This is a genomic window from Candidatus Zixiibacteriota bacterium (assembly GCA_040752595.1).
Taxonomy (GTDB): Bacteria; Zixibacteria; MSB-5A5; order WJJR01; family WJJR01; genus JACQFV01.
The window spans coordinates 13,063-36,996 of sequence record JBFMGX010000018.1 but is presented as its reverse complement, the minus strand read 5'-3'; the positions used below and the strand labels follow the sequence as shown (position 1 = coordinate 36,996).

The window sequence follows — 23,934 nt, the reverse complement described above, 5'->3', positions numbered from 1 at the left end:
ACCCGGTGTCGGGAAGTACAGGTGCCATGACGAGTACGGGCTGCCCGCTTCGGCCTTCTGGTGGAACGACGCATGCCAGGCGTTGTCACCGTCCGGCTCGCCGCCGCAGTAACCGCCACGGGCAAAGGTGCCCAGAGAAATCGTCACGCCGTTGTACGGCTGGTTGAAGCCCGTCCCGATCGTGTAGGAACTGTAGCTCACAAACCGGTCGGGATCATCGATGCTCGCCGGGATCTTGTCCCAGAACATCCAACTGAAATGGACGATGGTCCCATTCGCACACCGACCGACCTGATGGTGCATCGTGAGATCGTGCTGGTAGTCGTATAATGTGTTGCCGACGGCCAGCGACCCAACCGGATCGGGAGGCGGTGCGCTGGCGATCCTAAACACAGGGTTGACGAGGAGCGATTGGTCACCGACTACCGTGCCTTCCGTACCCGGAGCGGTGCGGCCTCGACCATCTGCGTATGGGTTCCAATGGGCATTGGCGCGCCGACGCTCCAGCTCGGGGTTCATCAACTGCTGCATCCGCCTACGCCGCACCATCTTCTCCACAGTCTCGGGGGAATCGGCCGCCTGAATCGTGACCAGCCCCAAGGAGAGACCGAGCCAGACACAGCCGAGAAGCCAGAGTAGCGTTCGAATTCGGCGCATCGGATTACCCTCCAAGGCAATCGCGCATGTAGAGAACCTGATTGTGCCAGCGGTGTCAGGGAAAGGACATGCGACCCGCACATCCTCGATCTCAATGTAGCGTGGTCAAAGCCGGTGTCAAGCGCCATGATTTGACCAACGAGGCCCATAATCGACAAATATAGTCGTAGAACGATGTCGACGAAGCCACGGTGGCGTGAGCCTGTTCCGGTGGACAGTTCTCCACTTGACAAGTACGGCTGTCATGCTTCAACTGTGCTAGGACGGCTGGGAAGACAGGGGATCGGACCTGCGGCCTCTGATAAGAAGACGGATGAAGAAGCACCCTCACCCGATCCGTCCTCTTGACGGATCGACCTCTCCCGGAGGGCGAGGTCAAGTCTGCCCCGAGCAAAGTCGAGGGGGTGAGGGGACGCAACAGAGGCATGGTGCTGGCGGAGGAACCCGATGAAAAGCGCGATGGAACGCTACTTTGAATTCGCCCCGCGTGGCGCGCGCTGGCGGGATGAACTGGCAGGCGGCGTAACGGCGTTCCTCACCATGGCCTACATCATCTTCCTGCAACCGGCGCTCTTGGTGCAGGCGGGGATGGACTTTGGGGCGGTGCTGGCCGCCACATGCATCTCGGCGGCGCTCGCCACGGTGATCATGGGTGTCTGGGCCAACTATCCGATCGCTTTGGCCCCGGGTATGGGGGAGAACTTCTTCTTCGTGTTCGGCGTGGTGATTGCCACGGGGATGGCGTGGCAGGAAGCGCTGTCGGCTGTGTTCTATGCCGGTGTGATCTTCGTGGTCCTCTCATTCGGGCCGATTCGCCGCGCGGTCCTCGATGCGATCCCCGACGTCCTCAAGGCCGCCACTGGCGTCGGCGTTGGGATCTTCATCGCCTTTATCGGCTTTGCCGATGCCGGGATCGTGAAGAACAATCCCGGCGGCTTGGTGCAGTTGGGCGATCTGTCCCATCCGGCGACGCTGCTGGCGCTGGCGGGCTTGACCGTTACCGGGATCCTCATGGTCCGTCGTGTACCCGCCGCGGTGTTCTGGGGTTTGCTGCTGACCGCGATCGGCGGGATGATCGCGGGGTTCGTAAAGCTGGATGGAATCGTCGCGGCGCCGCCGTCACTGGCGCCAACGCTCGGCAAGCTGGACTGGACACCGACACTCGATTCGGCGTTTCTGTCGGCGCTCTTCGTCTTCCTGTTCATGGCGGTCTTCGATGCGACCGGGACACTGGCGGCGCTGGGCAAGCGCGCCGGGTATTTCGTAAATGGGAAGCTCCCGCGGGCGTCACGGGCATTCGCAGCCGATGCTCTGGGCGGCGTCGGGGGGGCGGTCCTGGGTACTTCGACCGTCACGGCGTACATCGAGTCGGCGAGCGGCATCATGGCAGGGGCGAAGACCGGCGTGGCGGCTCTCGTCACGGCGGCGTTGTTCCTGATGTCGTTGTTTTTCGCGCCGCTGGTCAAGGCGGTCGCGGGTGGCGTGCCGATCGCAGGAGGGGGGATCTTACGGCCGATCACAGCGCCGGCGTTGATCGTTGTCGGTGCATTGATGGTGCAGATGGCACGGGAAATCCCCTGGGACGATCTGACCGAGGCACTTCCGGCATTCCTGATCGCCATCGGGATACCGTTGACGTTTTCCATCAGCGACGGGCTGACGTTCGGATTCGTCTCCTATCCCATCGTCAAAGTCGCAGCCGGTCGTCGTGCCGACGTGCATCCCGCCATGTATGCGGTGGCGGCCCTGTTCATCCTTCGCTACGTGGTCGCATGAGCCGACGACGCACGGCGCGATGCCCATCGGGGCGAGGAGAGCGTGCGGCGGAACATGCGGGTTGGCCCTCGTCCCAAGTCGGCGGGGGCCAGCCGGGCTCTCGGGCGCGAAACCTCATCCGAGAAGCCACGTACCAATCCGAGCGAGTGAGGGGCCAGGCTTTTCTCCCGGCTGGTGCCATGGTAGACGCAATCCGAGGAGGTGGATCATGTCCGGTGTGAGCGGTTCGGGCAGCCGAGTGGTCTTTGGTCTGACGGTCGTGGGGCTGGGGGTGCTCTTCCTGGTCTCGACTTGGACCGGACGCAGTGTGGGCGCGACGTTTGCTCTTTTCTGGCCCGCGCTCATTATCATTGTCGGTGTATGGCAATGGGCGGGCATGAGATTCCGCCTCGCGCTCTGGCCGCTGCTGTTGATCGGTTTGGGTGCGGCACTCCTGGCCTTTCGATTGGAGTTGTTGAGTCTGAGGACGCTCGTGGCGCTGCTCGGTGCGCTGCTGATCGTGTCGGGGCTCTGGCTGGTGCTGCGTCGGGCCCAGCCGGCGGCGCGCGCCACCTCGGAGGCAGACGCCATTGATCAGTGGGTTGTTTTCGGCGGCGTGGATGAAGCGATCACGAGCCGGCAGTTCAGCGGCGGCAATGTCACGGTTGTCTTTGGCGGCGCCGAGGTCGATTTGCGTCAGGCGGCATTGGCGTCCGGCGATGTGAATCTCGATCTCCTCGCGATCTTTGGGGGCATTGAGGTCCAAGTGCCGGAGGACTGGCAGGTCGTCGTCGATGGCTCTGCCATCTTGGGGGGAATCGAGGACACAGTTGGGCGCGCGGATTCCCAAGCCATCACTGGTCAGCCACGATTGCTCATTGATGCCACGGCGATCTTTGGCGGCATCGAGGTCAAGCGGTAGCTGGATCCGCGAACCTGCAGTCCAAGGTACCTCAACCGCCATGACGGTCGAGTCCTTCATCCCCCCATGACACAGATTCCTCGACCGGTTCCAGGTGGGTGTCGACGGTGCTCTTGGGGAGAGCCGCGACGATCTTGGCTTCGACCTCCTCGCAGAGGGCATGACCGCGCTGCACCGTCCAATCTCCGGGCACAAGGATGTGCAGGGCGATGAATCGGCGTTGTCCGGCGACGCGCGTTCGCAGGGCGTGGAAGGCGACACCCTCCACCCGGTACGGTTCCAGGATTTCGGCAATGACCTGCTGATCCGGCTCCGAGATCGCCGTATCGAGCACGCCTTCCGCCGTGTCGCGCAGGAGGCGCAGCCCGGTCCAGACGATGTTCACGGCGACGATGATCGCCACAAGGGGATCGAGAATGAACCACCCTGTCACCCGGACGAGACCGACCGCGATGAGGACGCCGCCGGTCGTCCAGACATCGGTCAACAGATGGTGTGCGTCAGCCGCCAGGGTGATGGAACGAAGCCGTCGCCCGGCGCGCAGGAGCATGACCGCAACCGTGCCGTTGATGACCGCGGCCGCCCCTGAGATCGCCAACCCGGTCCAGACATTCACCAGAGGTTGTGGGTGCAGCAGGCGCTCCCATGCGGTGGCGCCGATCCCCACAGCCGCCAACAGGATCAGCAGTCCCTCCGTGGCGCTGGCGAAGTACTCTGCCTTGGAGTGCCCATAGGCGTGCTTGGCATCCGGGGGGCGGCCGGCAACGGTCAGCGCCCACACCGCTACGAGCGCCGCGGCGAGATTGATGAGTGATTCCGCCGCGTCCGAAAGCAGTCCCACCGATCCGGTCAGCCAGTAGGCGACCAGCTTCAGGGCCAGGGTCAGGATGGACGCGGCCACGGACAGATAGGCGTATGTGCGCGCCTTGGGAAGACTGGCGGTGCCGACGGTGGCTGCATTCCCCATAAGTTGGTGGGCCGCGATCCTCCGCGCGGATTCGTTCCGGCAATCTCGGCCAACGATGGCAGTGAGGCAACGGCGCGTTTTCGCCGGCCGGCATCCGGGCAGGCCCATGTACGGCGGCGAGTCGATCTTCGAAGAACTTTGACAACGCGCTGTCAATCACTTCCGGGGAGCCGTTGACAGTCCCGGGGGAGGCCGGTATGTTGGGCCACTTTTGCGATTGGGCAAACACTGTCCTTGGGGAGAGGAGACACAGCGATGGCCGACAAGAAGGCCGACCTGGCGGGACCGGGAATCGGGAACTACGACGAACTGGAGAAAGTGCTGCCGAATGACTACGACTCGCTCCTGAATCCGCGGGATACCCAGCGGGCGATCACCGTGGCCAAGAACCACATTGAGGAGGGATTGTGCCGGGAACTCAATCTCATCCGTGTGGAAGTGCCGTTGATCGTGGACGTGGAGAGCGGCGTCAATGATTATCTGGACCGTGACGGATCGCGCACGCCGATCCAATTCCACATCTCGAATGACTACGACAAGCATCCGATCGATGCTCAGGTCGTCCAGGCGGCGACTAAGTGGAAACGGATGGCGTTGAGGCAATTCGGGATGAAGCCCGGCGAAGGGTTGTACACCGACATGCGCGCCGTCCGCAAGGACTACTTCCTCGACCACGACCACTCGGCCTATGTGGACCAGTGGGATTGGGAGTTGGTCATCACGCCGCAGCAGCGTACGCTCGACTTCCTGACCGGCGTGGTCGAGAAACTCTGGAAGGTCCTGCGGAGCGCGGAGGCGCATGTCCGCAGCCAGTTCCCGCAACTGAACTCCAGCAAGTACCCGCCGATGCCGGAGAAACTGACCTTCCTACACGCGGAAGAGATCCTCGAGCGTTATCCCGATTTGCCGCGGAAACAGCGCGAGACAGAGATTCTACAGGTGTATCCGGCGATCTTCATCTATGGGATCGGCTGGACGTTGAAGGACGGCTACCCCCACGAGATGCGGGCGGCGGATTATGATGATTGGGTCACGGAGACAAAGTCGAGGGACGGCCGGCCGATGCACGGGCTCAACGGCGACATTCTGGTGTGGAACCCGGTGACACGCCGCCGCCACGAGCTTTCCTCCATGGGCATTCGCGTGACTCCGGAGACGCTGAAGCAGCAACTGGAGATCACCGGGCAGATGGACTTTCTCAAGCTGCCATACCATCAGGCGATCATCAACAACCAGATTCCGCTGTCGATCGGCGGCGGCATCGGCCAATCACGCGTGTATATGTACCTGCTGCGCAAGGCGCATCTGGGCGAATGCAGCGTCACCGTATGGCCGCAAATCCTCAAGGACATGTGTCGCAAGAAACGAATCTACGTGCTGGAATAGCCGGTTGCCGACCTGCGGTCATCCGAAGGGGTCCGGGGGAACATCCCTGGACCCCTCTCACTTTCGGCTGCCGTGCGGTGGGGGCATCAGGGTCGACGGAGCGCTTGATTTGCTCCTGAGATTCTCCGTATTTCAGTTCAGGGACGATTGACCGATGTCGCGAGCCCAGGAGATCATCCGCAAGGCCCAAGAGGCGGCCGGTGCCTTCCGCCGTCTCGATCAGAAGCAGACAGACGCGATTGTCCGCGCCGTCTATCTGGCGGCCTTGGACCAGCGCGTCCCGCTGGCACGTCTCGCACACGAGGAGACCGGACTGGGGGTCTGGCAGCACAAAGTGCTGAAGAACGTGATGGCCACGCAGCTTGTCTATGAGGACATCAAGAGAGTGCGTACAGTCGGCGTAATCGCGGAAGACACGCGCAGCGGGATCGTGGAGGTGGCGCAGCCGCTCGGTCCCATCCTGGGCTTCATTCCGATCACGAACCCGACCTCGACGACGATCTTCAAGATCCTCATTGCGATGAAGACACGCAATCCGCTGATCGTCAGTCCGCCGGCGGGCGGGCGGCGCTGCACGATGGCGGCCGTGGACATTTGCTATCGGGCGGCTATTGGAGCCGGAGCGCCCGAGGGATGTGTGCAGTGTCTGGACAAGGCATCGCCGGAGACGATCAGTGATCTGATGTCGGACCGCCATTTGGCACTGATTCTGGCAACCGGAACCGATTCGGTGGTGCGCAAGGCATCCACGTCGGGCACACCGACGATCGGCGTCGGCCCCGGCAACGTCCCGGTGTACATCGGCCAAACGGCCGACATCCCGTTTGCCGTTCGGAGCATCGTCGAATCGAAGACCTTTGACAACGGGACCGTGTGTGCCAGCGAGCAGGCCGTGGTCGTGAAGCGCGCGGTGGCCGACGAAGTGGTCGCGGAGTTCCGGAGGCAGGGAGCGCATTTCCTCTCGTCCGATGAGATTGAGAAGGTCGGCCTGGTGGCGTACGATCGGGAGCGACGGATGATGCGGGCGACGATCGTGGGGCAGTCGGTCCCCGCGATTGCGCGCAGCGCCGGCATCCGTGTTCCCGAGCAAGCCGTCCTCTTGATTGCGCCCCTTGATGGCGTCGGACCGGATTACCCGCTGTCCGCCGAGATCCTGGCTCCCATCCTGGCGTTCTACATCGAAGGGGATTTCGATACGGCCATCGAGCGCTGCAGCGAGATCACGGTGTTTGGTGGACTGGGGCACACTGCCGTCATCTACTCCAACACCGATGAACGGATTGAGTACTTCTCGCGCGTGATCGGGGCGGGGCGCATCCTGGTCAACATGCCGGCCACGTTTGGAGCGTTGGGCGGCATGTTTAACACGCTGCCCCCTTCTTTCACGCTCAGTTGCGGCACCGGCGCGCACAATACAACGACCGATAACATCACGGTGCGGCATTTGCTCAACATACATCGCATCACGCGCCGTCGTCCCAACCCGCGGTGGCTAAGCTTCGACAAGGCGGACTACATGAACGAATCGCTCTCTGCCGCGCGCATCGAAGCGGAATACAATCGGAACTTCTGATCGTGGGCCTGTGAGTTCCGCCGGGGTCGGGGTCGCCGGCGGGCTTGGCCATGCCGCTGGCTGTCCGAATGGAGTTGCGGCTGGGCGGCGACGCGGTATAACTTCCTGGCAGAGTCGTGCCCGCGCGACAGTGCGGTCGCGCGATGACCGGAAAGGGAGGAAGAAATGAATATCGTCAACCGATGGGTCATCATCGCTGCCGCGGCTGCCGTGGTCGGGCTGACCGGCTGCAGCACGAAGGATCAGAAGTCGAGCCAACCCCCGGCTTCGGGGACGGAGACGACGTCACCGGCCACTGGGCAGGAAGCGAAGCTCCCGGCCGATGTGAAGACGGAATCGTTGGCGGTCTCGACAGAAGCGCCGCCGGCGCAAACGAAGCCGCCAGCGACGCAGAAGCCGAAGCCGCCCACGAAGAAGGACGCGCCTCCCAGTCAGGAGACCGAGAAGAAGCCGCCGGTCGTTGCGAAGACGGCATCGGTGCCAGCCGGGACGGCGATCTCGGTCGAGCTCGTTACGCCCCTGCGGACCGACTCGAACCAGGTGGGCGATTTGTTCACGGCGCGAGTGGCCGAAGCGATCATCGTCGAAGGCGCCACCGTAGTCCCGGCGGGCTCGGAGATGCGGGGACGACTGACGGAAGTGGAGGAGCCGCACCGCACCAAAGGCAAGGCCCGCATGACGCTTCAAATCGAGAGTATCGTCGACGCATCCGGCACTGCACACTCCATTACGGCGTCGCCAATTGTTCTGGAGGGCGAGGGCGACAAAATCAGTGATGAGGCAAAAGTCGGTGGCGGAGCCGTGGTCGGTGGGATCGTCGGCGCCTTGACGAGCAAGAAGAAGGGGAAGGGAGCTGCCGTCGGCGCGGCAGTCGGCGCTGCCGCAGGGGGAGCGGCCGCCCTGGCCACAAAGGGGAAACAGATCGAGCTCCCGGCGGGCCACGCGCTGAAGGTAGAAGTCACGCAGACGGCGGAATTGCCGGCACCATGAGCGGCGACATCCCGCCAAGACCGGGAGAGTACAGATGTCGGTATTGTGTCAGTCGTTGGAAGCGGAACACCGCGTGATTGAACGAGTCCTGGATGCCTTGGAGCGGGCTGCGGACAGTGTGACCTCAGGGGGCGCGGTTGACGGCGACTTCTTCCGCCGCGCCATCGCCTTCATTCGCGAGTTTGCGGACGGGATTCACCACCAGAAAGAAGAGTCGATTCTCTTCCCCCGTATGGAAGCCGCGGGTGTGCCACGGGAGGGCGGGCCGATCGGTGTCATGCTCTACGAGCATGATTTGGGGCGCGGCCATGTTCGCGCCATAAGCGAATCGCTCGACGCGGCTGTGCGCGGTGACGCGGGCGCGCGTCAGGCCCTCACAGACGCGGCACACGAGTATGTCGCGTTGCTGCGCGCCCACATCCACAAAGAGGATGCCATCCTCTTTCCCATGGCCGACCGCGTCATGGGCGAATCCCAACAGCAGGTGATCAGGACCCAATTCGCAGAAGCCGAGACCAGCCGCGAAGCGGTGACGTCCTTGCATCGTGCTTGGGCAGAGGGATTGCGGTAGAAACGGCTGTAGGACCCCACGAGACGAAGGCGATTCGCCGACGTACAGGTAAACAAGGGGCTTAAGCCCCTTGTTTGCCGATCCGTCTAACGGCCACGGCCGGATCCCCTCCGCTCTCTCCCACGTTTTCAGGCACTCCTCGCGAAGCGGTGGGACCTCATCACGGCACTTGCCTTGCCGGTCGCAAGGTGACATGTTGCCGGGAAAGGAGGTCCGTCATGCCCACATTTGTGCTGATGACGAAGCTGTCGCCCGATGTGACAGCGAAGATGAAGGACCGTGCCTCGCTGGGGCGGGCCTGGATGGAACGGGTGCGCGAGAAGTGCCCCGGAGTGAAGTTTGTCGCCCACTATGGTCTCTTGGGACCCTACGACTTCCTCGACATCTACGAGGCCCCGGATGAAGACACTGCGGCCAAGGTCTCGATGATCGGCTTGGCCAATGGCGCCGCTCAGGCCGAGAGCTGGGTGGCGATACCGTACAAGCGGGTTCTGGAGTTGGCGGCGGAGATATAGCAGACGCGGGAGAGCCCGCAGATTTGCTGAACCACGGTTCCTGTCATGCTGAGCGGAGCGGAGCATCTGCTTTCCTCTCCATGCAGAAACAGCAGATCCCTCGCTTCATCCCGCGCTCGGAGAGCGCGGGATTCGCTCGGGATGACAGTTGGCGGCCTTGGGGGAGTGACGGATCCACTTTGTGCAGAGTCAATGCAGCAGGAGTCTCTACTTTGTGGTTCTTGCTGCCCAATCACTGTTCTATCGGGAGGTGTCAAATGAAGCGAATGAGTCCAGTATTACTGATGGTCATCAGTCTGGCAGCAGCCGTCAGCGCCTACGCCGCGCCGGGAGACATCGAGCGCGAATTCCCCACGCCAGGGAGTTGCCCCACCGGATTGGCCTTTGACGGCAAGTCGCTGTGGCTCGCCGATCGCAAGAGCGATTCACTGTACCAGATCTCACCATCTGATGGTTCGATCATTTCGGCCATTCCCGCGCCGGGATACCAGATTGAAGGGCTGGCGTGGGATGGGAAGTACCTCTGGGCGCTGGACACCGAGGAGAAGATGATCCACCGGTTCAATCCGGCCACCGGTGTCTCGGAGAAGAGCATTCCGGCGCCCTCGGACGCCCCGCAAGCACTCGCCTGGGATGGTCGTTACCTCTGGGTCGCCGACTATCGTGCGGACAAGTTGTATCAGATCGCCACTGACGACGGCACGACGATCGTGGAGTTTCCTTCACCCGCCGGCGAGCCGCGCGGGTTGACGTTCGACGGGAAGTACCTGTGGGTCGCCGACCGCGATGCAGACATGATCTACATGGTGACCCCGGACAAGGGCCAGGTCATTCTCGCGTTCAAGGCGCCTGGGAAGTATGCGCGCGGGCTGGCATTCGACGGGTCGCATATTTGGAACGTCGATTATCAGAACGACAAGCTCTACCGGCTGATCCGCAAGGACAAGACTGTCTTCTCGCACGGCGACAGCAAGAGGGAGCGACTCGAATATACCGAAGAGTTCCGCAACTATGGTCCCGATATGGTGAGTTCGGTCGATCTCTACCTGGCCATCCCCGAGAACAGGCCCAATCAGGAGTTGTTGGGCGAGATCGTCTTCAATCCGCCGCCGGATGACATTCTCACCGATCGTTGGGGACAGAAGGTCGCGCACTACCGGGGCACGGACATCAAGGCGGTGGGGCGGCTGCGCGCCTCGATGACGATCGAGGCGGAGCTATTCCAGACGCGCTGGTTCATCTTCCCGGAGGACGTCGGCACGTTGAAGGACATCCCCAAGGAGGTACGCGACCTGTATCTGGTCGATGACACCAAATACCGCACGTCAGACTCGTTCATTGTGGCGTCAACACGGGAGGCCATCGGCGGTGAGCAGAACGCCTATTGGGTGGCGCGCAAGATCTTCGACTACATCATTGCGCACATGGAATACGAGATGGTCGGCGGCTGGAACATCGGGCCGACCGTGCTCAAGCGCGGCACCGGCTCCTGCTCGGAGTATTCCTTCGTGTTCATCGGGATGGCGCGTTCCGCCGGTCTGCCGGCGCGGTATGTCGGCTCCGTGGCGATCCGTGGCGACGATGCCTCCACCGACGATGTCTTCCACCGCTGGGTCGAGGTGTACCTGCCGAACATCGGCTGGATTCCCATCGATCCCTCGCGCGGCGACCAGAAAACGCCGGCGGGCCAGGCCGCCGCGGTCGGGTATCTCAACAACACTCTCCTGATCACCACCCAAAGCGGCGGCGGCTCCGAGTTTCTGGAGTGGAACTACAATTCGAATTCGCTCTGGACCTCGAAGGGGAAGTGCAAGGTCTACGGCGAGCACATCGGCGAGTGGTCGCCGCTCCCGGCGGAGGGGAAGAAGCAGTAGACGCAGCCTTGCTCCATGACGATTCCAGTGTAGGGTGGGCTCTGCCCACCATGTCTGGGGCTGTGGCGGGCGAAGCCCACCATGTGTAGGATGTAGTGGGCGAGGCACATCTTACACCACTGGGTGTGGGTACCCGGCACCACTGGGTTGGGATGTCTTTGGATGCTCTCGCAGGTCTGCCCGGGCTGCACAGAAGAGAAGTACCGCTTCTGTCATGCCGAACGCAGTGAGGCATCTGCTTCTTCCTCTCGTCCAAAGAAACAGCAGATCCCTCGCTTCCCTCGACTTCGCTCGGGACAAGTCGCTCGGGATGACAAGTGTGGGGAATCGATCACGTACCTGCGGCCTTCAGCAACCTGCTACTCCCCCAAACACCCGTCGCCGACATCTCTTCCTGACACACTCTCAAGGTTCGGGCCCTTCGGCAGCGGTTTGTGTTCCGGTTCAAGCTCGGTGAGCGTCGCGGCATCATAGAGCCGGCCGTTGATCATGGTATAGAGCACGTTCTGCGATTGGCGGATGTCGGTTGTGGGATCACCCTCGATGACGATGATGTCGGCGAGCATGCCGGGCCGGATGCTGCCGAGTTCGCCGTCGAGACCGATCGAGTGCGCACCCATCCAGGTGGCGCAGCGCAGTGCCTCGTGGTTGGTCATCCCGCCTTGTTGCAGCATCCAGAGCTCCCAATGGGCGCCGAGTCCCTGAAGTTGCCCGTGTGCGCCGAGCTCGACATTGCCGCCATGATGCAGGATGTCGGTGGCGGTGCGGGCCAAAGCGAAATGGTGATACTCGGACTCGGGAGCCATTGTGCGGCGGATCGAGCGCGGGTCGACGAACCATCGCGGCACGAAGCGCATCAGACGTTCATTCTCCCAGACGTTGCTGTGCTGATACCAGTAGTTCTCTCCCCAGAGGCCGCCATAGCCGACGATCAAGGTCGGCGTATAGCCGGTAGCTGAGCGACCGATCGACTGCAACTCGGGTTCATACAACGGCGCGACGGGGATCGTATGCTCCAGCGTCGTGTGGCCGTCGAGGACCATGGTCATCATGTGATTTAGGGTGGAGCCGCCCTCAGGGACAACCATCACGCCGAGCTCATGTCCGGCTTTGATCACCATCTGCCGTTGCTCGCGACGCGGCTGGTTGTAGCTCTTGACCGAGATGGCGCCCCAGGCGGCCGTGCGTTTGATGGCGCTTACGGCATCCTCATACTTGTTGATGACGGCCTTGAAGTTCCCCTCGGCGCCGTAGAGAATCGTCCCCGTGCTGAAGATGCGGGGCGAGAGCAGCGCACCCTGATTCTGTAGTTCAGCGGCGGCGAAGATCATCTCCGAGTTGTTGCTGGGGTCGTGCATGGTGGTAACGCCGAAGGCGAGGTTGGCCAGAAAGGCCCAGTCTTGTTCCGAGTAGATGGACTGATCACTGGAGCCGGGATGGGCATGGACGTCGATCAGCCCCGGCATCAAGGTCTTTCCGCTCACATCAACGATCTTGGCGATTGGTGGTATCGAAACGTTCCCTTTGGAGCCAACTTCGATGATGCGATTCCCTTTCACGTGGACCACGCCATCGGGAATCACCGACAGATCATTCATCGGCAGGACCTTGGCGCCGACGAAGTAGAGGTCTGTGCTCGGTATGTCGGTCTTCTCCTGCCAGCCGATGCTGTATGTCGTGGGCTTGAATGCCTTCGTGGAATCGGGAGTCTGTGACGTGTCCCTCGCATACAATACAGCAATCTCGGCTTGGAACATCTGGGGCCCCAAGCTCCAATAGACCGACTTGCTGTCGGGGGACCAATTCAGATACGTACCGCCGTCGGTGGAGAGCCGTCTCACGGGCAAGTTGGTCATCTCGGGGCTGATCTCGATGGGAACACTGACATGGGGAAACGGCAGAACATAAGTCTGCCAGAGTTCCTCGAAGGCGAGATGGGTCTCGTCGGGTGATAGGCAGAAGTCGACGGCCCGTTGCGAGGTGGCATGCACGCGACGGTCCGATCCCAACAGATCGACGCTGATGAACGCCGCGTTTTCTCCCTCGTTGGAAATCAGGTAGATCCGTTTCCCATCGCGCGAGAACCGTGGTGCTCTGCCATCGCGCGTGAGGAACCGCGGCGCTGTGGCGCCGTCGGCATCGACGATGTATATGCCCGGGTCATTCTCCCAGAGTCGACCACGGTACGTGTCCCCGGTGCCGCGTTGATAGACGATTGATTTGCCATCCGGGGAGGACTGGGCCCAGATATAGTGGCCCGGGCGCGAGACGATCACGCGTTCATTGCGTCCGTCGAGGCCGACGCGGCGAATCGTGCCGCCTGAGGTGTCATCCCAGGTGACGAATACGACCTCCCGACCATCGGGCGACAGCGCCGGGGCAAACTCGAAGTGATCGGTCTGGCGCGTGATCCGGGTGCGCGTGCCGTCGCGGAGCGACTTGCGGTACAGGTACCCCAGCGCCTGCACGACCGCATCCTGTCCACCGGGCAACGCCTGTGGCCACCGGACTACCTTGACGGCACACTCGGGCTGACCGACTTTCTGGGGGAATCGCAGCGCCTTGGCGACCGTCTGTTCCACGTGAACGTGGAAGGGGATCTCGCTCGGGGTCCCCGTGCCTACATCGACGCTCCAGATCTTCCCCTTGGCCCAAATGACGATGTGCTTACCGTCAGGGGTCCAACTGAAGCCGGGATAGACGCCGAACAGCGACCATGTTTCCTGCTGGTCATTATCGAGACCTGTCCACAGATGCCGGATCTGGTCGCTCGCCAGATCGAACAGCGCCAGGATCGACTTGCCGCGCACGCGACGCACGAAGGCGATCGTTTTGCCATCGGGGCTGGGCTGCGGGCGACAAGCACCGCCGGTGATATCGATGATATTACGAATCTCATTGGTCTGCAGGTCGAGGCGGCGGACCACGTAGATCGTGCCGTTGGGGTCCTTGTTGTACTGGAAGTATCCGCCCGGAGACATGTCCTCGGACCAGTAGAGATACCGCGCATCGGGCGAGAAGACCGGTTCATTGGCGTCCTGCTGGTCATTCTTGCGCTTGGTCAAACCGACACCGGCGCCTCCCTCCGGGACTTTGTACATCCACATCTCACCGGCTCCCAGACTCCGCCGGCTCGTGAAGTGCTTTCGGGCCACGATGTAGGTTCCGCCCGGGTGCCAGGAGGCGTTGTTCAGGAGGCGAAAATCCTCCTTGGTGATCTGAACCGGCTTGGTACCGTCCGTATCCATCATCCAGATGTTGTCCCCGCCGCCCCGATCACTCGTGAACAGGATTGACTTACCGTCCGGGCTAAAACGGGGCTGAATGTCGTACGACAGTCCGCCGGACAGGAGCGTGGCCTCGCCTCCCGTGATCGGCATCTTGTAGATGTCGCCGAGCAAATCAAAGACGATCTCGCGGCCATTCGGGGAAACATCTACGGAGATCCAAGTCCCCTCGGTGGCCTCCATCTCGATCGTATCGGAGGGAATGTGCGGCACACAGACGTTCCACTTCTGTTCGGTCGTGTCCTTCGCCTTTGCGCTGTCGGCCGGCGTTTCGCATCGCCCTGTTGAGGCGGACAGCGCCACGATCCCGGCGGCCAGAAGAATCGATGTCAGTCCCCGGACTCTCTTCATGCTCTCAGACCTCCCGACGCTTCAGCGTCATGCTCCGCGATGTCCCTGATACCGTACACCTGTGGCGGTGCGAGCCACTGCGGGAGACGGCCCAGCAAGGCCCGGCGCGCTTCATAGCACTGGTGGCACTCGTCCACGTATCCATCCTGATGGTCAAGGCCGTATGTCCGGACCAATTCCGCCGGTCCGCCGCGAAGCAACGGTCCGCAGATCGGGTGCGAACGGGGATCATAGCCGGCGATCAGCGAAGCCAACGGCTTCTCCCAGATATTGCCCATGCTCAGTCCCTGGCACAGGTGCACATGCCCGTAGGGATCGATGTGGACTCGTTCGGGGTTTTCCAACTCTTCGTGTGGACACTTGTCCAAGTGCTCCCACTTCATCCGGGGTAGTCCGTCGGTCAGTTTTTCCACGGCGCGGCCACGATACATGACACTGCCACCGGTCACCGGAGCACCCTGTGCGCCGTGCCGTGCCTTCTGTTCAGGACGCACGCGTTCAATGCAGATTGTGCTGACCGGGATTCCCAGCTCGTTGGCGGCGGTCACGACTCCTCTCACGCGATCGTGTCCCTCGTCTCCATGGTGAAGATCATCATCGCTCACGCTCAGATCAGCCAAATCCAGCTCGCGCAGAGGCTCAAGCCAGAGGCGAGCATCTGCCTCTGAGTTTGACCAGTAGCAGTTCGTCACCACGCCCGCTCTGAATCCCAGGTCTCGGGCCCGACGGATGCCATGCAGCATGAGAGGGTAGAAGAGGAACGGTTCTCCGCCTTCAAAATAGACCCACTCGACCGTGCCGACCTTCTCGACCTGATGCAGCGCTTCCTCCAACCGTCCGACTGTGAAGGTCCCCGGTGCGTCGGGGCGGCAGTGCAGGAAGCAGTGGTCGCACTCGCTGGTGCAACTGTAGGTCAGAAGGAAATGGACGCCATTGATCATTGTCCCTCAGCGATCTGCGGGTCAGACCGGGGAACCGCCCGAGCCAACATAACGACGGAGGACCTTTCGGTCAACGGTGGGGGCCGTCGCACTTCAGGGACCGTCGGGCGGGTCACTCGTAAGGCGCTTGTCCTGGCAGGATCGTTGGCGTAGCTTCCCGGTTGGCATGTGACGCGATTCGCGTGTGTCGTCAGTGCCCCATTCTGTAAGCGACTTCCGGGAGGTGAACTTGCGCTCGAAGCCATTTGGTCTTGGTGTTGTTGCCGTGGCCTGTTTGCTGTTTGCCGCATGCGGAAGGTCCGGTGAACAGCAGCAGCGAACATCCACGACGATGGATCACGCGAAGAGCATCACGATCGGCGTGTCGCTGTTGACACGCACGCATCCGTTCTACCAGGATCTGGAATCCGGGCTGACTGAGGCGGCCTCCTTCGCCGGTTTCAAGCTGTTGGTCACGGCCGGGGAATTCGACGTGGCCCGGCAGAAGGATCAGATCAATGACTTCATCGTTCGCAAGGTGGATGCCATCATCGTGGCCCCCTGCGACTCCAAATCGATCGGGACGGCGGTGAAGGCGGCCAATGATGCCGGCATACCTGTTTTCACCGCCGACATCGCCTGCCTCGCGGAAGGCGTGAAGGTCGTATCCCACGTTGCCTCCGACAATGTGGCCGGAGGTGCCTTGGCGGCCCAGGCGGTGGCGAAGGCGCTGGGTGAGAGTGGAACCGTGGCGATCATCGACCATCCGGAAGTGGAATCGGTCATCCAACGCGTGCGGGGCTTCGAGGAGGAGATGCAACTTCACCCGGGAATGCATGTCGTGGCCAAGCTCTCCGGACACGGCGTGAAAGACCAGGCGTTCCGGACTGCCGAAGACATCCTGCAGGCACATCCTGAATTGGATGCGATCTTCGGCATCAATGACGATTCAGCGCTGGGGGCGCTGGCGGCGGTCGAGAAGGCCGGCAAGGTGGGTCGTGTCAAGATCATCGGTTTCGATGCCGTCCCCGAAGCGCGGGAAGCGATCAAGGCCGGGAAGATCTACGCCGATGTCGTTCAGCAACCCCGAGAGATCGGTCGCATGACGATCGAAGTGGTGAATGCATACCTGTCCGGGACTGCCGTCGCACCAACCATCCTGATACCCTGTACTCTGTTCGCCCAGGCCGATGCTTCCTGATGATGATCCTCCCGAGGGGCCGTCTCGCCCAGTTCGCGGCGCAGGCGATGACGCACCGCTGCTGCGGATGGAGGGTATCGTCAAGGCCTTTCCCGGGGTCACAGCCATCCGCAATGGCTGGTTGGAACTGGCGTCTGGGGAGATTCACGCTCTGGTCGGCGCCAATGGCGCCGGCAAAAGCACTCTCATCAAAATCCTGACCGGTGTCGAACGCGCCGACCAGGGCCTGATTCGATTCCTGGGACAACACGTCGATTTCGCCTCACCATCGGCGGCCTGGCAGGCCGGAATCAGCGCGATCTACCAGGAGTTTTCCCTGGTTCCCTCGCTGAGCGTGAGGGCGAACCTTGTTCTCGGACGGGAGCGCACGCGCCGAGGACTGATCGACGCCGAATCGGAGAGGCGGCAGGCCGCCATCGTATTGGATCGACTGGGTGTGGATGTGGACTTGGAGACTCCGGTCCGATCTCTGAGCACGGCACAGCAGCAGCTTGTCGAGATCGGGCGGGCGCTGGCCTACGACACCCGATTGCTGGTCATGGATGAACCGACGGCGTCGCTGTCTCCCCGGGAAGTCGAGCGGTTGTTTGTCATCCTGCGCGAGTTGGCGGCCCGCGACATTGCCGTGCTGTTTGTCAGTCACCGTCTGGATGAAGTGATGAGAATCGCCGACCGCGTGACGATCATGCGGGATGGCGAGACGATCGGAACATGGCCGATCGCTGAAGTCACCCGGGAATCGCTGATCGAACAGATGGTGGGACGGAGACTCAATGAGGAATACCCAGCACGAAGCCATCGTGTTGGCGGGGAGGGTCTGGTGGTCCGGGGGCTGTCCGGAGGCCGCGTCCGCGATGTCAGCTTCACGGTCCGGCATGGTGAGGTCCTCGGACTGTCGGGATTGATGGGGGCCGGTCGTACGGAGGTGGCGCGGCTCATCTTCGGCGCCGATCGCAAGTCGGCGGGTGAGATCGGCCTTGATGGCCAGCCGTTGCGAATCCGGTCCCCCCGTGAGGCCATTCGCCGGGGAATCTGCCTGTTGACGGAGGACCGCAAAGCGCAGGGCTTGGTTCTCAAGGCGTCGGCGCGCGACAACTTCGCGCTTCCGAATCTGACATCGTGGGCACGCTGGGGATGGATTGGAACGAAGCGGGAGACATCGCGTTTTCGGGCGCGCGTGGCCGAACTGGATCTGCGTCTCACGGGACCGGACCAACGCGCGGAAACGCTCTCCGGCGGAAACCAGCAGAAACTCCTCGTCGCGCGCTGGCTGGAGACGAACTCGCGTGTGATCATCTTCGATGAGCCGACACGCGGCATCGACGTCGGCGCGAAGCATGATATGTACGTCTTGATCGACCGCCTGGCATCACAGGGGAAGATCATCATCGTGATCTCCTCGGAGTTCACGGAGGTGCTCGGTGTCTGCGATCGTATTCTGGTGATGCGCGCCGGACGAGTCGCGGGGGAGCTCGAGGACGTGACTGCCGCCACAGAGGAGTCGATCATGGCGTTGGCCGTCTGAAGCGAGACAAGGGCCATGAGCCGGACCTGGCACACACGCCTCGCGCACGGCGCCGTCCATGCCTTTCGGGAGTATGGCATGCTCGGCGTGCTCGCGCTTCTGTGCGTCCTCTTTTCCGTTCTGACACTCTCCGACCAGTCTCTGACCGGCCAGAGTGCTGCGTCTGCTCTGCGGGACCGGCTGTCTTCCGTCGCCTCACCGGAGGCGGGCATCATCATCGTGTGCCGGGCCACAGCCGAGGACAGCGTTTTCGCGCTGTCGCTCCGTTCGGAGCTGGAGCGGAGCGGACTGGGGCGCGGCACGATCCTCGCTGGGGAGCCGACCGTAATCCGCGAGCGATTGGCGTCGCTGGTCGATTCGCTCTCCGGTGTGCAGTTCCTCGCAGCGCTGCCGTCGCTCGTCCCCGTGATCGCGGCCGTGGCGCGAACGTCACCGGCGGTGGCGGCCATCCCCGTGATCACGCCGCCATCACAGCGGTGGCCCACATTTCTGCTCGGGGACAATCTGCGCAACGTCGCCAATCAAATCGCCGTCATCGCCATCGTGGCCGTCGGCATGACCATGGTGATCATTGCGGGCGGCATCGACTTGTCCGTGGGGAGCCTGATCGCCCTGTCCGCGGTATTGACGGCGTCGATGATTCAGGCCTTCGGGGGCGTGACGGCCACCCCGGCGGTGATGATGCTCTCCGGCGCGGCCGCCATTTGCCTCTGCGGGGCCACCGGACTGTTCAGCGGCGTCATGATCACGTCATTCCGGGTGCCGCCCTTCATCGCCACACTGGCCATGATGCAGGTTGCGGCCGGATTCGCGTACATCATCTCCGCCGGACGGCCCATCTATCAGGTTCCCGAGAGCTTCATTGTGCTCGGACGCGGGGCCGACCCGTGGCTTCGGATCCCGTACGCCGTTCTACTGATGGTCGTGCTGTACGTCGCCGGTCACCTCATCATGTCGCGCACGACCCTGGGGCGATACGTCTATGCGGTGGGCGGCAATAGCGAGGCGGCGCGTCTGGCGGGGATCCGGGTCGGAGCGGTGCAACTGACCGTCTACACGATCAGCGCCATGTTGGCGGGCCTGGGCGGCGTGCTTCTGGCATCACAACTGCGGAGTGGCGCGCCGACTTATGGCCTGGGCTATGAGTTGCACGTGATCGCGGCGGTCGTTGTCGGCGGGACAAGTCTCAGCGGCGGCGAAGGGCGGATCCTGGGGACGCTCATCGGCGCCCTCGTCATCGGCGTTATCCAGAATGGGATGAACCTGACCAATGTCGAGAGCTACACGCAAAAGGTCGTTCTGGGATTGGTCATTCTGGCGGCGGTGCTTCTGGATCAACTGAAGCAACGAGGTCTGGGGGTGCGGGGGTGGTTCAAAACGGTGCGTGCGCGCGAGACAGAATAGTGATCGCTGGGATTCACAATCGTCTCTCAGGAGGTGTACCGTGCGATGGGCGGTAGTCATAAGTACGGCGGTGGTCTTGCTTGGGACGGCCATCGGACACTCGCAGTCTGCCGACGAAACCAAGTCGGCGGAGAAGCCGATCTTGCAGGTCGTGGCGACTTCGCATCTCGACACGCAGTGGCGATGGAGCATCCGCACAACGATCGACCACTACATCCCGGCGACGTTTGCCGACAACTTCCGGCTGCTGGACCAGTTTCCCCACTACACCTTCAGCTTCGAGGGCGCTTTCCGCTACATGCTCTTGAAGGAGTACCGCCCGGACTTGTACGCCCGTCTGGGTCCCTATGTCGCCGCGCGTCGCTGGCGGCTGGCAGGGAGTTGGATTGACGCGGTCGATGTCGATATGCCCTCGTTTGAGTCTCTCGTGCGCCAGACTCTCTACGGCAATGGGTTCTTCAAGCGCGAGTTCGGCGTGACCAGCCGCGATGTGCTGTTGCCTGACTGCTTCGGCTTTGGGTATGCGTTGCCGTCGATTGCCGCGCACTGTGGCCTGAAGAGCTTCTCGACACAGAAGCTCACCTGGGGATCGTCGGTCGGGGTCCCCTTCCACATTGGTCTTTGGGAGGGCGTTGACGGCTCGGTCTTGGCGGCCGCACTGAGTCCGGGCGACTATGTGAGCGAGATTGAGGGAGATCTGACGAAAGACAGCGTCTGGATTCGCAAAGCCAAACATCAATCAGACACATCGGGACTGGCGGCGGCCTACCGATACTTCGGCACCGGTGACACCGGCGGAGCTCCAGCGTACAGCTCGGTGGAATGGCTGGAACAGTCGCAGCAGAGTGATGGCCCGCTGTCGGTTCGCAGTGTCGGTTCCGATGATCTGGTCGATCTCGTGTCGATGGCCGATGCCCGGCGACTGCCACGCTATCGCGGCGAGTTGTTGATGACGCGGCATGCGGTCGGGTGCTACACGTCGCAAGCGGCGATGAAGCGATGGAACCGCAAGAATGAAATGCTGGCCGACGCCACTGAGCGCGCCGCAGTGATGGCGCGGATCTTGGGTGGAGCGGACTATCCACGTGATGCACTGCGCGCGACTTGGATCCGGTTCTTGTGGCATCAATTCCATGACGACCTCACGGGAACGAGCATCCCCGAGGCGTATGAATTCTCGTGGAACGATGAGATCCTGTGCCAGAATCGGTTTGCCGGCATGTTGACACATGCCGTGGAAGCCATCTCTCCCCGGTTCGACACCTGGGTCGTGGGAGTTCCGCTACTGGTCTACAACCCACTCGCGTTCGCGCGGCAAGAAGTCGTGACGGCCACAGTGACCTTCCCGTCAGGTGCACCGGCGACTGCGCGCGTATTCGCGGGCGATGGTCGTGAGGTGCCCTCGCAAGTCGTTCGCAGAGAGAGCGGCAATCTGGAGGTCACCTTCCTGGCCGATGTGCCGTCGGTCGGCTGTGCTGTGTATGACGTGCGACCGGCTCAGACGCCGTGTGCGATGAGCACGGGATTGAGCGTGACGGCCGGAATGCTGGAGAATCATCGTTACCGCGTGACCGTCGATCCCTCCGGCAATGTCATCTCCATTGTCGACAAGTCCGAAGGGCGGGAACTGCTGGCCAGTCCCATCCGCTGGGAATTGCTATTCGACAAACCGAACCGCTGGCCGAGTTGGGAGATTGACTATGATGAAATCTCGGCCCCGTCGCGAACCGTCGTCGGCGGACCGGCGGAGATCGAGATTGTCGAGAAGGGACCGGCGCGGGTGGCTTTGGCCGTCACGCGCCGGACGGGTACTTCTGTCTTTCATACGACGATCTCCCTCGCGGCGGGGGACACCGGCGATCGGGTTGCATTCACATCCGAAGTCGACTGGCAAGAGCGGGAGACGCTTCTGAAAGCGGCGTTCCCGTTGACGACGGCGAATGAATATGTGACCTATGACCTGGGGCTGGGGACGATTCAGCGTCGCCGCAATCACCCCTTGCTCTACGAGGTCCCGGGGCAGCAATGGGCCGATCTGACCACGCCGCATGGTGAATACGGCGTGGCCATACTCAACGACTGCAAGTACGGATGGGATCACCCCGATTCGGCGACCGTACGACTCTCCCTGATTCACACGCCGGGCGTATTCGACAGTTGGTCGTGGGTCGGCGACCAGAGCTCGCAGGACATCGGCCATCACCGCTTTGCCTATGCGCTTGTGGGGCACAGGGGCGACTGGCGGCATGGTGCGGTTGTGGCCCGGGCCGCCTGTTTCAATCAACCGTTGCGGGCCTTCCAAGTCCCCCGACATGAGGGCCCGTTGGGGAAGTCGTACTCGCTGCTCCTGGTTTCTTGCGGTGACGCGGAGGGCCGTGCTGGGGATGCCGAATTGCGTGCGCCGGTGGTTGTCAACACCATCAAGATGGCGGAAGACAGCGACGAGTTGATCTTTCGCCTGCGCGAAACGGAAGGAGTTGCCGCTCCAGATGTCAGAGTCCATTTCGCTGTGCCGATCGTTGCGGCGCGGGAGGTCAATGGAGCTGAGGAATCGATGGCAATCGCCCCCGTGTCGAACGGCGAGTTGAGAACGTCACTCGGTCCATACCAGCCACGGGCATTTGCCGTGCGGTTGCAGGACCTGACCCTTGCACCCCTTCCGCGGCCCGAGTGTCGCTCACTCCCGTTGCCATTTGACCTTGATGGAATCAGTCTGGACGACAATCGTCGGGACGGTGATTTCGATGCGGGACACACGGTGGCGGGTGAGTTGCTGCCGGATACGCTGGTTGACCATGATATCATGTACACGTTCGGCTCCACGATGCCGGGAGCGAAGAACGTCTTGTCCTGCCATGGCCAGTCACTTCCCCTGCCGTCCGGTTCGTCGGGCAGATTATGTCTGCTGGCAACCGCCGTCGGTGGTCCCGCATCGGGGACGTTTTCCGTCGATGGACATGACACGACGTTGTGGATTCAAGACTATGCGCAGCCGATCGGGCAGTGGAACGACCGACTGGCGACCGGTTCATTCACCGATGTGCCGGAACGCATCGCGCCCGCGTACATCAATCGCGCCCCGGTCGCGTGGTATGGCACCCATCGGCACAGTGCCGCCGGGGAAAACGAGGCCTACCAATTCACGTATCTCTACTCGGTCTCCCTACCCTTGCCGCTGAATGCACAGGCGCTCACGCTACCGGCAAATCCACGCATCCGTCTATTGGCCGCTACCGTCGCCAAGACCCCGTACGACGATGTCCGTCCGGTGGAGGTGTTGTACGATGCCACCAACGCGACGGTGGCTCGAATCGTTTCGGGCCGCAGGGCGTTCGTGGACAGTCTCGTTGTTGGACTTGCCTGTCCGGTGCCCGGCGCTGAGCTGCATTACACTCTCGACAACAGCACCCCGCAATTGGGATCGCCGGTCTACGCTGGGCCGATCGTGCTGACGAGTACCGCAACAATCAAGGCACGGGCGCTGAAGACGGGGGCCGACGATTCGTATGTGGCCGCAAACACGTTTCATCGTCTGGGCCTCCGCGCGCCGTCGTCGCCCGAAGGAACGGTCCCGGGCCTTGCCTGCTCGTACTATGAAGGATATTGGGACAGTCTGCCTGGGTTCGACACCTTGAAGGTGCTCAAGACCGTCGTGCTGGACTCGGTCACAACGCCGACGATTGCACGAAAGGAGGATTTCGGGCTGGTCTTGAGAGGATTCGTCCAAGTACCGACAGATGGTCTGTACAGATTCGCTCTCAGCTCCGATGACGGCAGCGATCTTTCCGTCGACGACACTCTGTTGGTGGACAACGATGGTCTTCACGGGATGGGTGACGTGAGCGGTGAGGTGGGACTGAAGGCGGGTTTGCATGCGGTGACCATCCGCATGTTCCAGAAGAAGGGCGACCGTGGGTTGGCTCTCAGCATCGAGGGACCCCGACTGACTCCGCAAGCGGTGCCGCCGGGGTGGTTCTACCACAATGCTGCCGACACACCCGGAAGGCGACGGTGAAGGCCTTTTGATTGATCCGTG

16 protein-coding genes are annotated in these 23,934 nt (G+C 62.2%); 12 read left to right on the top strand and 4 right to left on the bottom strand.

Going from position 1 to position 23,934, the window contains the following annotated elements; all coding sequences use genetic code 11:
• Nucleotides 1-657 (bottom strand): hypothetical protein (locus AB1792_06330; protein MEW5701829.1); only part of this gene is annotated, 657 nt, incomplete at its 3' end.
• Between the two features lie 447 nt (nt 658-1,104).
• Between AB1792_06330 and AB1792_06325 the strand changes: the two genes are divergently transcribed.
• On the top strand, nt 1,105-2,433 hold the full coding sequence (locus AB1792_06325) for an NCS2 family permease (GenBank protein MEW5701828.1): 1,329 nt from the start codon (nt 1,105-1,107) through the stop codon (nt 2,431-2,433).
• A gap of 208 nt (nt 2,434-2,641) precedes the next feature.
• A complete protein-coding gene (locus tag AB1792_06320; GenBank protein ID MEW5701827.1) occupies nt 2,642-3,334 on the top strand; it encodes a LiaF domain-containing protein in 693 nt (230 codons plus the stop codon).
• Nucleotides 3,335-3,365: 31 nt separating this feature from the next.
• Here the strand turns inward: AB1792_06320 and AB1792_06315 are convergent, their stop codons facing one another.
• Entirely contained in the window at nt 3,366-4,301 is a 936-nt protein-coding gene (locus AB1792_06315; protein ID MEW5701826.1) for a cation diffusion facilitator family transporter, read from the bottom strand.
• Between the two features lie 255 nt (nt 4,302-4,556).
• Here AB1792_06315 and asnA point away from each other — a divergent pair, with 255 nt between their 5' ends.
• The 6 genes from asnA to AB1792_06285 all read left to right on the top strand — a co-directional run bounded on the left by asnA (nt 4,557) and on the right by AB1792_06285 (nt 11,210).
• Nucleotides 4,557-5,687, top strand: coding sequence for an aspartate--ammonia ligase (gene asnA, locus AB1792_06310; GenBank protein MEW5701825.1), 1,131 nt, complete (start codon nt 4,557-4,559; stop codon nt 5,685-5,687).
• Nucleotides 5,688-5,841: 154 nt separating this feature from the next.
• Nucleotides 5,842-7,260 (top strand): aldehyde dehydrogenase family protein, encoded by a 1,419-nt coding sequence (locus AB1792_06305; GenBank protein MEW5701824.1) that lies wholly within the window; start codon nt 5,842-5,844, stop codon nt 7,258-7,260.
• 165 nt (nt 7,261-7,425) lie between these two features.
• On the top strand, nt 7,426-8,250 hold the full coding sequence (locus tag AB1792_06300) for a hypothetical protein (protein ID MEW5701823.1): 825 nt from the start codon (nt 7,426-7,428) through the stop codon (nt 8,248-8,250).
• Nucleotides 8,251-8,284: 34 nt separating this feature from the next.
• A complete protein-coding gene (locus tag AB1792_06295) occupies nt 8,285-8,821 on the top strand; it encodes a hemerythrin domain-containing protein (protein ID MEW5701822.1) in 537 nt (178 codons plus the stop codon).
• A gap of 218 nt (nt 8,822-9,039) precedes the next feature.
• Nucleotides 9,040-9,336 carry a GYD domain-containing protein gene (locus tag AB1792_06290; GenBank protein MEW5701821.1) on the top strand — a complete coding sequence of 99 codons (297 nt, stop codon included), beginning with the start codon at nt 9,040-9,042 and terminating at the stop codon, nt 9,334-9,336.
• 266 nt (nt 9,337-9,602) lie between these two features.
• Nucleotides 9,603-11,210 (top strand): transglutaminase domain-containing protein, encoded by a 1,608-nt coding sequence (locus AB1792_06285; GenBank protein MEW5701820.1) that lies wholly within the window; start codon nt 9,603-9,605, stop codon nt 11,208-11,210.
• 359 nt (nt 11,211-11,569) lie between these two features.
• Here AB1792_06285 and AB1792_06280 read toward each other — a convergent pair whose 3' ends face one another.
• Complete coding sequence (locus tag AB1792_06280) at nt 11,570-14,848, bottom strand: amidohydrolase family protein (protein ID MEW5701819.1); 3,279 nt, start codon at nt 14,846-14,848, stop codon at nt 11,570-11,572.
• Entirely contained in the window at nt 14,845-15,789 is a 945-nt protein-coding gene (locus AB1792_06275; protein MEW5701818.1) for a hypothetical protein, read from the bottom strand. The genes AB1792_06280 and AB1792_06275 overlap by 4 nt, the downstream gene beginning before the upstream one ends.
• Before the next feature lie 229 nt (nt 15,790-16,018).
• Here AB1792_06275 and AB1792_06270 point away from each other — a divergent pair, with 229 nt between their 5' ends.
• From AB1792_06270 to AB1792_06255, 4 genes are all read left to right on the top strand, one after another.
• Nucleotides 16,019-16,969: a substrate-binding domain-containing protein gene (locus AB1792_06270; GenBank protein ID MEW5701817.1), complete on the top strand. Its 951-nt coding sequence runs from the start codon at nt 16,019-16,021 to the stop codon at nt 16,967-16,969.
• Nucleotides 16,970-17,036: 67 nt separating this feature from the next.
• Nucleotides 17,037-18,494 (top strand): sugar ABC transporter ATP-binding protein, encoded by a 1,458-nt coding sequence (locus AB1792_06265; GenBank protein ID MEW5701816.1) that lies wholly within the window; start codon nt 17,037-17,039, stop codon nt 18,492-18,494.
• A gap of 15 nt (nt 18,495-18,509) precedes the next feature.
• On the top strand, nt 18,510-19,898 hold the full coding sequence (locus tag AB1792_06260; GenBank protein ID MEW5701815.1) for an ABC transporter permease: 1,389 nt from the start codon (nt 18,510-18,512) through the stop codon (nt 19,896-19,898).
• Nucleotides 19,899-19,938: 40 nt separating this feature from the next.
• On the top strand, nt 19,939-23,913 hold the full coding sequence (locus AB1792_06255; GenBank protein MEW5701814.1) for a glycoside hydrolase family 38 C-terminal domain-containing protein: 3,975 nt from the start codon (nt 19,939-19,941) through the stop codon (nt 23,911-23,913).
• The last annotated feature ends 21 nt before the right edge of the window (nt 23,914-23,934 follow it).